This is a genomic window from Pseudonocardia sp. MH-G8 (genome assembly GCF_002262885.1).
Lineage (GTDB): Bacteria > Actinomycetota > Actinomycetes > Mycobacteriales > Pseudonocardiaceae > Pseudonocardia.
The window spans coordinates 10251-25627 of the sequence record NZ_NKYF01000040.1; the positions used below are offsets into that span (position 1 = coordinate 10251).

General features: G+C 76.1%; 14 protein-coding genes. 11 read left to right on the top strand and 3 right to left on the bottom strand.

Annotated features, from left to right (window positions below; translation table 11 throughout):
- Positions 1-21: 21 nt before the first annotated feature.
- The 7 genes from CFP66_RS43555 to CFP66_RS43585 are packed head-to-tail and all read left to right on the top strand — an operon-like array spanning position 22 to position 7305.
- Positions 22-573 (top strand): HAD-IIIA family hydrolase, encoded by a 552-nt coding sequence (locus CFP66_RS43555; protein WP_094931290.1) that lies wholly within the window; start codon positions 22-24, stop codon positions 571-573.
- Positions 570-1658, top strand: a complete 1089-nt coding sequence (locus CFP66_RS43560) for a glycosyltransferase family 9 protein (protein ID WP_094931253.1) — start codon at positions 570-572, stop codon at positions 1656-1658. The genes CFP66_RS43555 and CFP66_RS43560 overlap by 4 nt, the downstream gene beginning before the upstream one ends.
- Positions 1655-2401: an SDR family oxidoreductase gene (locus tag CFP66_RS43565; RefSeq protein WP_094931254.1), complete on the top strand. Its 747-nt coding sequence runs from the start codon at positions 1655-1657 to the stop codon at positions 2399-2401. Before CFP66_RS43560 ends, CFP66_RS43565 begins: the two co-directional genes overlap by 4 nt.
- A complete protein-coding gene (locus CFP66_RS43570) occupies positions 2392-3543 on the top strand; it encodes a glycosyltransferase family 9 protein (RefSeq protein ID WP_198962086.1) in 1152 nt (383 codons plus the stop codon). The genes CFP66_RS43565 and CFP66_RS43570 overlap by 10 nt, the downstream gene beginning before the upstream one ends.
- On the top strand, positions 3513-5033 hold the full coding sequence (gene rfaE2 / locus CFP66_RS43575) for a D-glycero-beta-D-manno-heptose 1-phosphate adenylyltransferase (protein ID WP_094931255.1): 1521 nt from the start codon (positions 3513-3515) through the stop codon (positions 5031-5033). Before CFP66_RS43570 ends, rfaE2 begins: the two co-directional genes overlap by 31 nt.
- On the top strand, positions 5030-5881 hold the full coding sequence (locus CFP66_RS43580; RefSeq protein ID WP_094931256.1) for a glycosyltransferase family 2 protein: 852 nt from the start codon (positions 5030-5032) through the stop codon (positions 5879-5881). Before rfaE2 ends, CFP66_RS43580 begins: the two co-directional genes overlap by 4 nt.
- Positions 5878-7305: a PfkB family carbohydrate kinase gene (locus CFP66_RS43585; RefSeq protein ID WP_094931257.1), complete on the top strand. Its 1428-nt coding sequence runs from the start codon at positions 5878-5880 to the stop codon at positions 7303-7305. The genes CFP66_RS43580 and CFP66_RS43585 overlap by 4 nt, the downstream gene beginning before the upstream one ends.
- A gap of 81 nt (positions 7306-7386) precedes the next feature.
- Here the strand turns inward: CFP66_RS43585 and CFP66_RS43590 are convergent, their stop codons facing one another.
- Positions 7387-8385 carry a glycosyltransferase family 9 protein gene (locus CFP66_RS43590; protein WP_198962087.1) on the bottom strand — a complete coding sequence of 333 codons (999 nt, stop codon included), beginning with the start codon at positions 8383-8385 and terminating at the stop codon, positions 7387-7389.
- A 41-nt stretch (positions 8386-8426) separates the two neighbouring features.
- On the opposite strand from CFP66_RS43590, the gene CFP66_RS43595 reads away from it, so the two are divergent.
- Positions 8427-9533, top strand: a complete 1107-nt coding sequence (locus CFP66_RS43595) for a glycosyltransferase family 9 protein (RefSeq protein ID WP_198962088.1) — start codon at positions 8427-8429, stop codon at positions 9531-9533.
- Positions 9534-9600: 67 nt separating this feature from the next.
- Here CFP66_RS43595 and CFP66_RS43600 read toward each other — a convergent pair whose 3' ends face one another.
- Positions 9601-10443: an alpha/beta hydrolase gene (locus tag CFP66_RS43600; RefSeq protein WP_094931258.1), complete on the bottom strand. Its 843-nt coding sequence runs from the start codon at positions 10441-10443 to the stop codon at positions 9601-9603.
- A 57-nt stretch (positions 10444-10500) separates the two neighbouring features.
- Here CFP66_RS43600 and CFP66_RS43605 point away from each other — a divergent pair, with 57 nt between their 5' ends.
- Positions 10501-11109 (top strand): UdgX family uracil-DNA binding protein, encoded by a 609-nt coding sequence (locus tag CFP66_RS43605; RefSeq protein WP_094931259.1) that lies wholly within the window; start codon positions 10501-10503, stop codon positions 11107-11109.
- A gap of 21 nt (positions 11110-11130) precedes the next feature.
- On the opposite strand, the gene CFP66_RS43610 is transcribed toward CFP66_RS43605, so the two are convergent.
- Complete coding sequence (locus CFP66_RS43610) at positions 11131-13662, bottom strand: ATP-dependent Clp protease ATP-binding subunit (protein ID WP_094931260.1); 2532 nt, start codon at positions 13660-13662, stop codon at positions 11131-11133.
- 117 nt (positions 13663-13779) lie between these two features.
- Here CFP66_RS43610 and CFP66_RS43615 point away from each other — a divergent pair, with 117 nt between their 5' ends.
- Positions 13780-14475, top strand: coding sequence for a methyltransferase domain-containing protein (locus tag CFP66_RS43615; protein WP_094931261.1), 696 nt, complete (start codon positions 13780-13782; stop codon positions 14473-14475).
- Between the two features lie 129 nt (positions 14476-14604).
- Complete coding sequence (gene fabG / locus CFP66_RS43620; protein WP_094931262.1) at positions 14605-15366, top strand: 3-oxoacyl-ACP reductase FabG; 762 nt, start codon at positions 14605-14607, stop codon at positions 15364-15366.
- The last annotated feature ends 11 nt before the right edge of the window (positions 15367-15377 follow it).

Genomic DNA, 15377 nt, shown 5'->3' on the forward strand with positions numbered 1-15377 from the left:
TCCTACGTGATCGTCCGGAACATGCCCGAGGCCGTCCTGTTCGACCGGGACGGGACCCTCGTCGTCGACGTGCCGTACAACGGCGATCCGGACCGGGTGCGGCCGGTGCCCGGGGCGCGCGTGGCACTGGACCTGCTGCGCGCGGCGCGGATACCGGTGGGCGTCGTCAGCAACCAGTCCGGGATCGCCCGCGGGATCCTCACGTCCGCGCAGGTCGACGCGGTGAACCGGCGGGTCGGGGAGCTGCTCGGACCGTTCGGGGTGTGGCAGGTCTGCCCGCACGGCCCGGACGACGGGTGCCCGTGCCGCAAGCCGCGGCCGGGCATGGTGCTCGCCGCCGCGCGCGAGCTCGGGGTCGACCCGGCGGCCACGGCGGTGATCGGCGACATCGGCGCCGACGTCGACGCGGCGGCCGCCGCAGGCGCCGCCGCCGTGCTCGTGCCCACGCCGGTGACCCGCCCCGAGGAGGTGGCGGCCGCGCCTGTCGTGCGGCCCCACCTCCTCGCCGCGGTGCGCCACCTGCTCGGGACCGAGGCTGCTGCTGCGGTGGCGGCCGCGGAGCGTGCGTCGTGAGCAAGATCGTGGTGGTCCGGCTGGACGCCGCGGGCGATGTGCTGCTCGCCGGTCCCGCCGTGCGCGCCGTCGCGGCGGCCCCGGACGCCGAGGTGTCGCTGCTGTGCGGCCCTGCGGGCGCCGCGGCCGGTCGCCTCCTGCCCGGGGTGCGGCGCGTCCTGGAGTGGGCGAGCCCCTGGATCGTGAACCCGGCCCCGGCGGTGACGCCCGAGCACGTCGAGGGCGCCGTCACGATGCTCGCCGGGCACGCCTTCGACGAGGCCGTCGTGCTGACCTCGTTCCACCAGTCCCCGCTGCCGACCGCGCTGCTGCTGCGCCTGGCCGGGATCGGCCGGATCACCGGCGCCTCGGCGGACTACCCCGGCTCGCTGCTCGACGTGCGGCTGCGTCCGGGTGAGGAGCTGCCCGAGGACCAGCCCGAGCCCGAACGGGCCCTGGCCATCGCCGCGGCCGCGGGCTTCCGGCTCCCGGCAGGGGACGAGGGGCGGCTCGCGGTGCGGCGGCCCCCGGGGGTCGGCGCGCTGCTCGGGCCGCTCGCCCGGCGCCCCTACGTCGTGGTGCACCCCGGCGCCACGGCGCCCGCCCGGCGCTGGCCGGCCGCGCACCACCGGGATGCCGTACGGCTGCTCGGCGAGGCGGGTCTGCCCGTCGTCGTCACCGGCGGCGCGGGGGAGCGGGAGCTCACCGCCGCCGTCGCCGACGGGCACGCGCTCGACCTCGGCGGGCGCACCGACCTCGCACAGCTGTCCGGCGTCCTCGCCGGGGCCGCGGCGCTCGTCGCCGGCAACACCGGCACAGCCCACCTCGCCGCCGCCGTCGGCACGCCGGTCGTGTCGCTGTTCGCCCCGGTGGTGCCCGCCGTCCGGTGGCGGCCCTACCGGGTGCCCCACGTGCTGCTCGGCGCGCAGGACGCGCCGTGTCGCGGCACCCGCGCCCGCGACTGCCCCGTCCCGGGGCACCCGTGCCTGTCCCGGGTCGCTCCCGAAGATGTCGTCTCCGCGGTGCACCGGCTGGTGCCGGCGCACCGACCCACCCGCCCCGATGCCGTCCCCGCGGCCGCGGGCCCGACGGAAGGATCGACGTGACGCACACCCTCCCCGCCCCGACATCCACCCCGACCCGCGCGCCCCGCCCGGTCGGCACCGTCCTCGTCACCGGTGCCGCGTCCGGGCTCGGCCGCGCCGTCGCCGGGGCCGTCGCAGCCGCCGGCGGGCGGCCGCTGCTGCTCGACCGCGTGCCGGTGAGCCCCGAACCCGGGTACGCCGACGCGCTGTCCACGGTCACCGATCTCGCCGACGGTCGCCGCAGCGAGGCCGCGATCGCGGAGCTCGTACGCGCGGCGGGCGGCCTCGACGCCGTGGTCACCGCCGCCGGCACCGACCGCTGCGGCGCGCTGGGCGACGTCCCGGCGCACGAGTGGGAACAGGTGATCGGCGTGAACCTGCTCGGCACCGCCGCCGTGGTCCGCGCCGCCCTCCCGGCGCTGACGGCGAACCGCGGGCGCATCGTCACCGTGGCCTCGACCCTGGGCCTGCGCGCCCTTCCCGACGCCTCGGCCTACTGCGCCTCGAAGTTCGGCGTGGTGGGCATGACCCGGGCGCTGGCGAGCGAGCTGGCCGGCCGCGTCGGCGTCACGCTGCTGGTGCCCGGTGGCATGGACACCGCGTTCTTCGACGGCCGGCCCGACCAGTACAAGCCGGGCCCGGACGCGCAGCTCAACGACCCGGGCGAGGTGGCCGACGCCGTCGTCTACGCGCTGACCCGCCCGGAGGGCAGCGAGGTGCGGGAGATGGTGGTGTGCGCGTCCACGGAGCCGTCATGGCCATGACGGGCGCGACGGCGGTTCCCGGCCGCCACCCCGGTGCCGACCGCGGCGGGCCCGTCGACCTGGCGGGCGCGCGGATCCTCGTGGTGCGCGCCGACAACATCGGCGACGTCGTCACGACCACGCCCGCGCTGCGGGCGCTGCGGGCGGCCGCTCCCGGGGCGCGGATCGAGCTGCTCGCCTCCCCTGCGGGCGCCGCGGTCGTGCCGATGATCCCGGAGCTCGACGGGGTGCTGGTGGCCTCGCCGTCCTGGCAGCAGCTGCCCGGAGCGGCCTGCGGCGACGCGGCGGGGGAGCGCGAGCTCGTGGAACGGATGGCCGCCGGGAGCTACGACGTGCTGCTGGTGCTCACGTCGTTCTCGCAGTCGCCGTGGCCGGTGGCGCACCTCGGGATGCTGGCCGGTATCGGCACCCGCGTGGTGCACTCGCGCGAGTTCGGCGGTGCCGTCGCCACGCACTGGGTGACGCCTCCCCCCGACACCACCCACCAGGTCGACCGCGCCCTGCACCTGCTCGCGGCGATCGGCGTGCCCGGCCGCGGGCACGAGACCGCGCTGCGCGTGCCCGCGGGCGCGGCGATCGCCGCGGCGGAGCTGGCCCCGGACGGGGCGTTCGCCGTCCTCGCACCGGGCGCCTCGTGCGCCTCCCGGCGCTACCCTGCCGAGCTGTTCGGCGCTGTCGCGGCGCGGATCGCGCAGGCCGGGATGCCGGTGCGGGTGGCGGGTTCGGCCGCGGAGGACGAGCTGGTCGCGCGGGTCGTCACGACGGCGGAGCACCCCGCCGTGACGGCGGTGCCGCCGGTGGCGCTGCCGGTGTTCACCGCGCTCCTGGCCCGCGCGTCCGTCGCGATCACGAACAACTCCGGCGGCATGCACCTCGCCGATGCCGTGCGCACCCCGGTCGCCGTCGCCTTCGCCGGCACCGAGCGCACCGGTGACCTGCAGCCGCGCAGCACGCGGGCCACCCTGCTGGGCCGGCCGGTCCGGTGCTCGCCGTGCCGGCAGCTGCAATGCCCCTACAACCACGAGTGCCTCGACGTGCCGCCCGGCGGGCTGGCCGCGGCGGCACTCGCGCTCGCCGTCCCCGGGACCCCGCTGACCGCGAAGGAGGACCGATGGACCCCGTTCGCCCCGTCGACCCCCTGATCGACCTCACCCCCGCCCGGGTTCCCGCCGCGCTCGCGGGCGAGATCACCGCGCGCGCCCCGCGCGTCGTCGTCGTGGGCGACGCGCTGCTGGACGGTTGGCTGTCGGGTCCGGCCCGGCGGCTGGGCCGCGACGGCCCGGTCCCGGTCGTCGAGCTGTCCGAGACCCGCAGCACCCCTGGCGGTGCCGGGAACGCCGCGGCCAACCTCGCCGCCCTCGGCGCGCGCGTGGAGCTGGTCTCCGTGCTCGGCGACGACGGCGACGGCGCGGTCCTGCGCGAACTCCTGCAGTCCGCCGGGGTGCACACCGCCCCGTGCGTCTGCGAGGACGGGCGCGCCACGGCCGTCAAGCGCCGGCTCGTGTCGGCGGGCCAGCCGCTCGCGCGCTACGACGTCGGACCCGACCGCGGCCCCCGTCCACGGACCGTCACGGCGCTGGTCGCGGCGTTAGAGGCCGCCCTGGACCGGGAGCCCGACGCGGTGCTCGTGGCCGACTACGGGCTCGGCGCCGTCGGCCGGGAGGTGCGCGCCGCGCTGGCCCGGCGCCGCGCGCAGATCCCGCTGCTCGTGGTCGACGCCCGCTCCGGCGACGGGTGGAGCGCGCTGGCCCCCGACGCCGTCACCCCCAACGTGGCCGAGGCCGCCGCGCTGATCGGCGTGCCGGAACCGGCGGGTCCCGACCGTGCGGCATGGGTGCTCGCCCACCGCGCGGAGCTGGTGGCCGCGGCAGGCGGCGCCGACGTGCTCGTCACGCTGGACGTCGACGGTGCGGTGCGGCTGCCGGCCGACCCGGACGCGCCGCCCGGGCGCACGCACGCGGTGCCCGGGCCCGACTCGCGCGCCTGCGGTGCGGGCGACACCTTCACCGCCGCGATCACGGCGGCGCTCGCCAGCGGCATCGTGGCCGAGACGGCGCTCGTGCTCGCCCAGTGCGCCGCCGATGTGGTGGTCGCGCAGGAGGGCACGGCCGTGTGCTCGGCGGGCGCCCTGAGCGCGCGGCTCGCCGCGCGCGACCGGGGCGGGCTGCTGGCCCACCGCGACCTGCTGGCGATCCTGGACGAGCACCGCCGCGCCGGGCACCGCATCGTGTTCACCAACGGTTGCTTCGACGTGCTGCACCGCGGCCACGTCGCCTACCTGCGGCAGGCCCGCGCGCTGGGGGACGTGCTCGTCGTGGCGCTCAACGACGACGACAGCGTGGAGCGGCTCAAGGGCCCCGAGCGGCCGGTGAACCCCCTCGAGGACCGCGCGGGCGTGGTCGGGGCCATCGAGTGCGTGGACCTGGTCACCGCGTTCGCCGAGGACACCCCGGTCGCGCTGATCGAGGCCGTGCGCCCCGACGTCTACACCAAGGGCGGCGACTACACCCCGCAGATGCTGCCGGAGACGCCGACCGTGGAGCGCCTCGGCGGCGAGGTGCGGGTGCTCGACTACCTGTCCGACCACTCCACGACCGCGATCGTGGGCCGGATCCGGGCGGGTCGGTCGTGAGCCGGCCCGCGACGGGACTCGACGTCCTCGTCCCGACGTGCGAGCGCCCCGTGGAGCTGGCGACGACGCTGGCCGGGCTGGCGGCGCAGGAGCTGCCGTTCGGCCTGGTGGTGAGCGACCAGTCGGACGGGCCCGCGTCCTACGACACCCCGCCCGCGCAGACGTTGCTGCGCGCCCTGCGGGCGTCCGGGCACCCGGTGCGCACGGTCCGGCACCGCCCGCGCCGCGGGCTGGCCGAGCACCGGGCGTCGCTGCTCGCCCGCTCGTCGGCCCGCTACGTGCTGTTCCTCGACGACGACGTGTGGCTGGAGCCGGGTGCCCTCGCCCGCCTGCACGAGGCGATCTCGGCGCTCGGCTGCGGGCTCGTGGGCGCCGCGGTGCAGGGGCTGTCCTACCTCGACGACCACCGCCCCGACGAGCTGGCGCCGTTCGAACGCTGGACCGGGCCCGTCGAGGCGGAGCGGATCGAGCCGGGTACGCGCTCCTGGCAGCGCTGGACGCTGCACAACGCGGCCAACCCCGCGCACCTGGCGGCTGCGCACCTGCGGCCGGGGGAGCGCTGGGTGCCCTACAAGATCGCCTGGGTCGGGGGCTGCGTGCTCTACGACCGCCAGGTGCTCGACGCAGTCGGCGGATTCGACTTCTGGACCGACCTGCCGGAGGCGCACTGCGGCGAGGACGTCCTGGCCCAGCAGCGCGTGATGGCGGTCGCGGGCGGCGCGGGGATCCTGCCCTCGGGTGCCTACCACCTCGAGTCGGCCACGACGGTGCCGGACCGCACGGTGCAGGCGCGCGACGTCGTCGCAGCTGCGGCGGGAGTTCCCGTCGTCGCGGGGAGCGCGTCATGAGGCCCGGGCGCAACGGGCGGCGGGCGCGCCCGGTGGTGGTGATCGGCGATGCCCTGCTCGACGTCGACGTCGAGGGCAGCGTGGACCGGCTGTGCCCGGACGCGTCCGCGCCGGTGCTCGCGGTGCAGGGCGAGCAGGCCCGGCCCGGCGGCGCGGGCCTCGCTGCGGTCCTGATCGCGGGCCGGGGCACCCCGGTCCGGCTGATCACGGCCCTGGAGGACGACGAGGCGGGGCAGCGGCTGCGCGCCCTGCTCGACGGCGCCGTCGACGTGTTCGCCGGACCGTCGACGGGAGGAACGGTCGTCAAGTGCCGGTGGCGCGCCGGCGGCCGGTCGATGCTGCGCACCGACCGCGGCCGTGGTGAGCCCGCCGCCGGGTTCGGCGACGCCCTCGACCTGGACACCGCGCTCGCCGGCGCGGGCGCGGTCCTGGTGTCGGACTACGGGCGCGGCGTGGCCGCCGACCCGCGCGTGCGCGCCGCGCTGGAGCGTGCCGTCGCGCGGCGCGTGCCGGTGGTCTGGGACCCGCACCCGCGCGGCCCCGAACCGATCGCCGGGGCGAGCGTCGTCACCCCGAACCTGGCCGAGGCGCGCCAGGCGGCGCCCGGCAGCGGCGACGGCAGCGGCGCTTCCGAGGCGCTGGCGCTCGCCGGGCGCCTGCTGGGCCGCTGGGAGGCGCGTGCCGTGGCCGTGACGCTCGGCGGCGCCGGAGCGGTGGTCCGCCACCGGCACGGCGCCTGCTCGGCCGCCCCCGCCCCGTCCGTGGACGAGCAGGACCCGTGCGGCGCGGGTGACCACTTCGCCGGGGGCGTCACCGCCGCGCTGGCCGGCGGCGCGACCGTCGACGAAGCGGTCGCCGAGGCCGTCCACGGCGCGGCGGGGTTCGTCGCCCGTGGGGGCGGGGCCGCGGTGCGCCGGGAGGGCAGCCGGTGGATCCAGCCGGTGTCCACCGACGCCCGCCCGCGGTTCGCGGTCTCCGGGTTGGACGCGGCAGCGCGGGTGGCGCGGCGCGTGCGGGCCGGCGGCGGCACGGTCGTCGCCACGGGCGGATCGTTCGACGGCCTGCACACCGGCCACACCGCCACGCTCGAGGCCGCCCGCGCCCTGGGCGACTGCCTGCTGGTGCTCGTCAACTCCGACGCGTCGGTCTGCCGGCGCACCGGCCCGGACAGCCCGCTGGTGCCGCTCGAGGAGCGCCTGGCGGCCCTCGCCGCCCTGGGCTGCGTGGACGCGGTGGCCGTGTTCGACGCCGACGACCCGCGGGGCCCGCTGGACGCCCTGCGCCCGGACCTGTGGGTCAAGGGCGGCGACCACGACCCGGCCGACCTGCCCGAGACACCGCTGGTGCGCTCGTGGGGCGGCGAGGTGGTCGCGGTGCCCTACCGCCCGTCCCGCACCCCGATGGCCGCCACCGCCGGCCGGTGAGGCCGCCGCCGTTGATCGAACCGACCCGCACACCAGCGCTGGCCTGACGGCGCTGGTGTGCGGCTCGGACCGATCTCGGCGTCAGCGGATCTCGGCGGCGCGGGCCGGGGTGCGGCTGCGGGGGTGGTCGCGCAGGCGGGCGGCCGCGCGCAGGACGTCGCCGACGCCGACCGCGAGCAGTGCCGGGTCGGGGTCGTCGGCGAACGGGTCACCGTGGCGGAGGTCGGGGTCGCCGAGCACGACGTGGGGTCCGTCCGCGGGCGGGCCCCACTGCGCCGGGTCGACCGGCCCGAACAGGGTCACCGACGGCGTGCCGAACGCGGCGGCCAGGTGGGCCACGCCGGTGTCCCCACTGACGACGAGCGCCGCGCCGGCCACGAGCGCGCAGAGCTGCGCCAGGTCCGTCCGCCCGGCGAGGACCCGGGACTCGGCGAGCCCCGCCGCGCCCGCCACGGCGAGGGCGAGCTCGCGCTCATCGGTGGTGCCGGTGATCGTGACGGGCGTGAGCGGGCAGTTCAGGGCGGCAGCGACCTCGGCGAAGCGCCGCGCCGGCCAGCGCTTGGACCCGTGACGGGCACCGGGGTGCACGAGCACGGGAGAGACCCGGCGCCCGGGCGCGACCCCGGAGGGCGGGGGCAGGCGCAGGTCGCCCGCGTCGGCCGGGATGCCCTGCGCAGCGAGCATCGCGCACCAGCGCTCGCGCTCCTGCGGGTGCCGCGCGGCGATCTCGTCGAAGTCCGGGCCGTCCCAGCCGGGTGCGCCGAAGCCGATGCGCCGCCGGGGGTCCAGCGCGTCGAGCGCCTGGTGGCTCTGCGGGCCCCGGCCGTGCAGGTTCACCGCCACGTCCGGGGGCGGACGGTCCCAGGTGAGTGCGTCCGGCGCCGCGGTGGGCAGCAGCTCGTCGACGGCGCCGGTCAGCTCCACCAGGGGCGCGAGCGCGGGCGTGGTGGCCAGGACGATCCGGTGGTCGGGCAGCGCCCGCCGCAGCGCGCGCAGGGCGGGGACCGCCACCAGGAGGTCCCCGAGGTGCAGCGCGCGCAGCACCAGTGCCGTCGGTCGATCCTGCCCGTTCTCCCGCACCCGACGTGCGTACCCCGGCGCGCGCCGGGTAACCGGGCCGGGTGATCGACGGGCTCGGAGTTCGCCGCATCGCCGTATTGCGCTGCAACGCGCTCGGCGACTACCTCATGACCACCCCCGCGCTCGCCGCGCTGCGCGCGCGGTTCCCCGATGCGGACCTGACGCTGCTGGGCGCCGCGTGGCACGAGCGCTTCCTGACCGGCAGGCCCGGCCCGGTCGACCGGGTCCGCGTGCTGCCCCGGGTCGACGGGCTGGCCGGCCAGCCGCCCGGCGCCCCCGCGGCGGACGCGTTGCCCGCGTTCCTCGCGCAGGAGCGGGAGCAGCGCTATGACCTCGCCGTCCAGCTGCACGGTGGAGGGGCCGCCTCCAACCCGCTCGTGTCCGCGCTCGGGGCTCGCCGGAGCATCGGGTTGCGCGCCGAGGGCGCGCCGCCGCTCGATGTCACGGTGCCCTACCGCTACTACCAGTCCGAGGCGGAGCGTTGCCTCGAAGTCGTCCGGCTCGCGGGCGCGAGAGGAGACGCCGAGTACCCGCTCCTGGCCGTGTCCGACGCCGAGCGCGACGCGGCCGCGGCGCTGCTGCCCGGGGACGCGCCGTGGGTGGCGCTGCACGCCGGGGCCACCGACCCGCGCCGGCGCTGGCCCGCCGAGCGGTTCGCCGCGCTCGCCGATGCGCTGACGGCCACGGGAGCGCGCCCGGTGCTCGTCGGGGCCGCGGGTGAGGCGGAGGTGAGCGGCGCCGTCGTGGCCGCCGCCGCCCGCCCGGTGACCGACCTGAGCGGGCGCACCGACCTCGGCGTGCTCGCCGCGGCGCTGCAGCGCTGCGCCGTGGTGGTCGCGAACGACTCCGGGCCGCTGCACCTCGCGCGCGCGGTGGGCTCGGCAACGGTCGGGCTGTACTGGTGCGGCAACGCGATCAACGCCGCGCCCGCCACCCGCACCCGGCACCGCCCGCTGCTGAGCTGGACGTTGCACTGCCCGGAGTGCGGCACCGACTGCAGCACCGCGGGCCACCCGCACCGTCGCGGGGACGGGTGCGCGCACCGCCCGTCCTACCTCGACCAGATCCCGGTGGCGGAGGTGTGGGAGGAGGTGTCGGACCTGCTCGGCCGGGTACCTGCCGATGCGTGGAGCCCCGCGCATCGCTGACGTTCGTCGGTACGGGGCAGGTCGCGCTTGGCGAACTTCGTGGCCGAGCTGCAACCGCGCTGACGGCTCAGGCGAGCCCGTCGAGGATCTCCACCAGCTCGGCCGGGTGGATCTGGAACCGCAGGTGGCCGCTGTCGATCGACCGCACGTCCGTGGGGTTGTCCGGGGTCAGGGCGTCGGCGTCGGCGATGAACCGGTCCTGCAGCGCGAGCGGCATGGCGCGGTCGGAGGTCAGGCGCACGTAGGTGCGCGGGATGCGGCCCCACGTCGCGGCGTCCGCGCGGGTGGCCTCCTCGTCGATGGCGACGCTCTCGTCCGGATCCTGGGTGTGCAGGTAGGCGAGCAGCTCGGCGCGGGTGCCGTCGGCGAGCAGGGCTTCCTGCGCGCGGTCGAGCACGTCGGGGTCGGACGTGCGCCAGTTGAGGCGGATCGCACCGATCACGCCGGGGTCGGCGAGCGGGACGAGCCCGGTGTGGGGCAGCAGGCTCTGCGCGTTCTCCGGGCCGGCCGAGTACTCGCTGAGGGTGCCGTTCGTGCAGCACCAGGCGGAGACGTAGACCAGTCGGTCGACCAGATCGGGAGCGGCATTGCCGACGGCGGTGAGGGTGATACCGCCGCGGCTGGCCCCGACGAGGACGACGGGGCCGTGGGTGCGGGCCCGCCGCAGCACGTCGGTGACGGCGGCGACGTCGTCGGCGGTGCCGATACCGGCCATTCCGCTGGGCTGCGTGGCGAGCTCTGCCAGGTCCTGGCCGCCGAGGTAGCCGGTGGGGATGGTGGCGCCGAGGCCGTGGCCGGGCAGGTCGACGGCGAGCGCGCGGTGCCCGCGGAGCGTGAGCTCGCGGACCGTCGGCGCCCAGACCGCGGCGTTGCAGAACGCGCCGTGGACGAGGACGAACGTGGTGGTCACGCCGATCACCTTGGCAGGAGCGGTTGGACGCGCTCACGGACGGGGTAGCACCGGGAGGTGACCGCCACCGACCTCGAACACCCGGATCTGGACGACCTGCGCCGCGACGCCGCCGCCTGCACGCGGTGCGAGCTGTACGAACCGGCCACGCAGACCGTCTTCGGCGCCGGCCCGTCCTCGGCGTGGCTGGTGCTGGTGGGGGAGCAGCCCGGCGATCGCGAGGACCAGGCCGGCGAGCCGTTCGTGGGGCCCGCCGGGCGGGTGCTCGACCAGGCGCTCGAGCGGGCGGGCATCGATCGTGACGGCGTCTACGTGACCAACGCGGTGAAGCACTTCCGGTTCGAGCGCGAGGGCAAGCGGCGCATCCACAAGACGCCCGGGGTGACGCACATCCGCGCCTGCCGCCCGTGGTTGGACGGCGAGCTGGCCGCCGTGCACCCGGCCGTGCTGGGAACGCTCGGCGCGGTGGCGGGCAAGGCACTACTGGGGAACGCGTTCAAGATCACCGAGCAGCGCGGCCAGGTCCTGGAGTGGGAGGGCTACCAGCTGGTACCCACGGTCCACCCGAGCTCGATCCTGCGCGGCCCGCCGGAGGCCCGAGAGGAGTCCCTGGCCGCACTGGCAGCCGATCTGAAGGTGGCCGCAGGCCTGCGGCCCCGGGCCTGACCGCAAGGTGCGGTCGAGGGGTCAGACGGTGGGTCGGATGTCCAGGTCGCCGTCCGTCTCGTCCACCTTCACGTGGGTGCCGGCCGGGAGCTTCCCGGCCAGCAGCAGGCTCGACAGGCGGTTGTCGACCTCACGCTGGATGGTGCGGCGCAGCGGTCTCGCGCCGAACTCGGGCTGGTAGCCCAGCTCGGCGATCCGGCGCACCGCGGCGTCCGTGAACTCGACGGTGACGTCCTGGGCCGCGAGGCGCCTGCGGGTGTCGCCGAGCAGCAGGTCCGTGATAGTGGCGAGCTGCTCCGGGTCGAGCCGGCGGAAGACGATGATCTCGTCGATCCGGTTGAGGAACTCCGGGCGGAACACGTCGCGCAGCCGGGGCATGATCTTGTCGCGCAGGGCTCCGGCGTCCGCGTCGGTGTCGGTGTCGCGGCTGCTGCCGAAACCGAGCGTCATGCCCTGGTTGGTGATCAGCTCCGATCCGACGTTGCTGGTCATGATGATCACGGTGTTGCGGAAGTCGACCGTGCGGCCCTGCCCGTCGGTGAGCCGCCCGTCGTCGAGAACCTGCAACAGCACGTTGAACACGTCGGGGTGGGCCTTCTCGATCTCGTCGAGCAGCAGCACCGAGTACGGCCGGCGGCGCACCGCCTCGGTGAGCTGGCCCGACTCCCCGTACCCGACGTAGCCGGGAGGCGCGCCGACCATCCGCGCGACGGTGTGCCGCTCGCCGTACTCGCTCATGTCCAGGCGGACCATCCGGTCCTCCTCGCCGAACAGCGCGACAGCCAACGCGCGCGCCAGCTCGGTCTTGCCGACGCCGGTGGGCCCGAGGAACAGGAAGCTGCCGACCGGCCGGTCCTCGTCGCCGAGCCCGGCGCGGGAGCGGCGGATCGCCTCGGCGACCGCCGACACGGCCTCGTCCTGCCCGACGACGCGGCTGTGCAGCTCCTGCTCCAGGCGCAGCAGCCGGTCGCGCTCGGCCTCGGTGAGCTGCGTGACGGGGATGCCGGTCGAGCGCGACACCACGTCGGCGATCTCGGTGACGCCCACCTCGGGCACGCTGCCGTCGGACGCGCCTGCCGTCGTGAGCCTGCTGCGCAGGCCGGCGATCTCGTCGCGCAGCTCGGAGGCCCGCTCGTACTGCTCGTCGGCGACGGCCTGGTCCTTGTCCCGCTCCAGCTGCTCGAGGCGCTGCTCTTGCCCGCGACGGTCGGTCGAGGGGGTGTGGGTGCGCAGGCGCACCCGGGCCCCCGCCTGGTCCATCAGGTCGATCGCCTTGTCCGGCAGGAAGCGGTCGGTGAGGTAGCGGTCCGACATCTCCACCGCGGCGCGCAGCGCGTCCTCGGTGTAGCGGACCTGGTGGTGGGCCTCGTAGCGGTCGCGCAGCCCGTGCAGGATCTCGATCGCGTCCTCGCAGCTGGGCTCCGGCACCGTGACGGGCTGGAACCGGCGCGCGAGCGCGGCGTCGGACTCGATGTGCTTGCGGTACTCGTCGAGCGTGGTGGCGCCGATGACGTGCAGCTCTCCGCGGGCCAGCGCAGGTTTGAGCATGTTGCCCGCGTCCATGGAGCCACCGCCCTCGCCGCCGCCTCCGCCGCCTGCCCCGACCATCGTGTGCAGCTCGTCGATGAAGACGATCAGCTCGTCGCCGTGGGCGCGGATCTCGTCGATCAGCGTGCGCAGCCGCTCCTCGAAGTCGCCGCGGTAGCGGGTGCCGGCGACGACCCCGGAGAGCTGCAGCTCGATGACGCGGCGGCCGGCGAGGGTGTCGGGCACGTCGCCGTCGACGATCCGTTGGGCGATGCCCTCGACGATGGCGGTCTTGCCGACGCCGGCCTCGCCGATCAGCACCGGGTTGTTCTTGGTGCGGCGGGAGAGGACCTCGATGGTCTGCTCGATCTCCAGCGCCCGCCCGACGACGGGGTCGAGCCTGCCTTCGCGGGCCGCGGCGGTGAGATCCTGGCCGAACTGGTCCAGCGTCGGCGTACCGGAGGTTCCCGCTGCGCCCTCGCTCGGACGGGCCGGTCGGGTGCGTGAGCCGGCGCGGGGCGGACCGGCCTGCGGGCCGGGGGAGAAGCTCGCCTCGGCCAGCAGCCGGCCCGCGGCCGACTCCTCGTTCGCCGCGATGGCCATCAGCACGTGCTCGGGGCCGATGTAGGTGGAGCCCAGCGAGCGCGACACCTGGTGGCCGTCGAGCAGCGCCCGCTTCGCGGCGGGCGTGAGCGCAGGCGCCCGGCCGGTGGGCTCGCCGCGCTGCATCCGCTCGTCGAGCATGCGGGCGATGGTGTCCGGGTCGGCTCCGGCGCGCGCCAGCCACTGGCGGGTCGGTTCGAGCTGGGTCGAGGCGAGCAGCAGGTGCTGGGCGTCGAGGTCGGTGTCGCCGCGGTCGAGCGCGAGCTGCGCGGCCGCGGCCACGAGCTCACGGGCCCCGGCGCTCATCAACCGGGTCAGGTCCACCCGCCGCACCGGGCCGCGGGCACCGGGACCGGAGCCGAAGAAGCGGGCGAGGAACTCGTCGAAGGAGCCGGGATCGCCCGGCCCGAGGAAGCCGGTCATGCGCGCATCTCTCCTCCGCGGGTGCTGATCAGGGTCACGCGTTCGGCGTTCCCGAGGTGCCGGATGCGAAACGGCCGCCGACGGTTGACCGCCGCGGAGCACGGGTAGCGGATCAGCATGGGCGGCGAGGCGAGGCAACAGCTGTGCGACGACGACCTGACCGACGTGGTGGCGGAGCTGTTCGTCCACGACGAGCGGGTGCGCGGCCTCGATGTCACCGCTCAGGTCGACGGCGGCGTCGTGCACCTGCGCGGGCAGGTGGACCGGCCCGACCAGCTCGACACCGTGCGGCGGCTGGTCGGCAGGCTCGGTGGCGTCCACGCGGTGTGGGACCGGGTACGCGTCGGTGGCCGGGACCCGGTGGTGCTCGACCTCGGCTGCGGCGACCAGCGCCAGTACCCGACCAACATCGGTGTCGACCGCCGGCACACGCCGTCGGTGGCGACCGTGGCCGACGTCGCGCGCCCGCTCCCGTTCCGCGACGGGAGCGCCGACCAGATCTTCGCGGTGCACGTGCTGGAACACCTGATCGACTTCCTGCCGCTGGTGGCCGAGTGCCACCGCGTGCTGCGGCCCGGCGGCGTGCTGCACGTGCTCTCGCCCTGGTGGAAGCATGTGAACGCGGTGGCAGATCCCACGCACGTCCGGCTGCTCGACACCCAGACGTTCAAGGGCATCTGCTGGGGGCCGGACCGGCCCGCCTGGCACCCGCTGCACGTGGGCCGCGACGAGTCGACGATCTTCGCCGACCTCACGCCCGCGACCCCCGACGACGCCCCGGACCCGCGCCACCTGGCCCGCTTCTTCGATTAGTGCGGCCATGATCGGTACTTCGATCATGAGGTCAGCTCCGCGACGTAGCTCACTCGCCGTTGGCGCGTTCCGCCGCCGTGACCGAGACTCCCGGGGGAGTCGACGAGGACGAGGACGGGGAGTGCAGAGATGACCCAGAGCCCGCAGCGCGTGGCGATCGTGACCGGAGGGGCCCGCGGGATCGGCGCGGCCACGGCCCAGCGGCTGGCCGCAGACGGCTTCGCCGTCGCGGTGATCGACCTCGAGGAGGCCACCGCGAAGGGCACGGTCGACGCGATCGAGGCCGCGGGCGGGCGCGCGCTCGCCGTCGGCGCCGACGTGGCGGACACCGAGCAGGTGGAGGCCGCCGTGAACCGCGTGGCCACCGAGCTCGGTGCGCCCACCGTGCTGGTCAACAACGCCGGCGTCACCCGCGACAACCTGCTGTTCAAGATGACCGAGTCGGACTGGGACACCGTGATGGGGGTGCACCTGCGCGGCTCGTTCCTCATGGCACGTGCGGTGCAGAAGCACATGGTCGAGCAGAAGTGGGGCCGGATCGTCAACCTGTCCAGCACGTCCGCGCTGGGCAACCGCGGCCAGACGAACTACGCCACCGCGAAGGCGGGGCTGCAGGGCTTCACCAAGACCCTCGCGATCGAGCTGGGCAAGTTCGGTGTCACCGCCAACTGCATCGCGCCCGGGTTCATCGTCAGCGACATGACCCGCGCGACCGCCGAGCGCATCGGCGAGGACTGGGACACCTACGTCGCCGCGCGCGCGAAGGAGATCCCGGTGGCGCGCCCCGGACAGGTGGAGGACATCGCGCACACGGTGTCGTTCTTCGTGAGCGAGGGAGCCGGGTTCGTGTCCGGCCAGGTGATCTACGTCGCGGGCGGCCCGAAGGCCTGATCGCCGTCTCG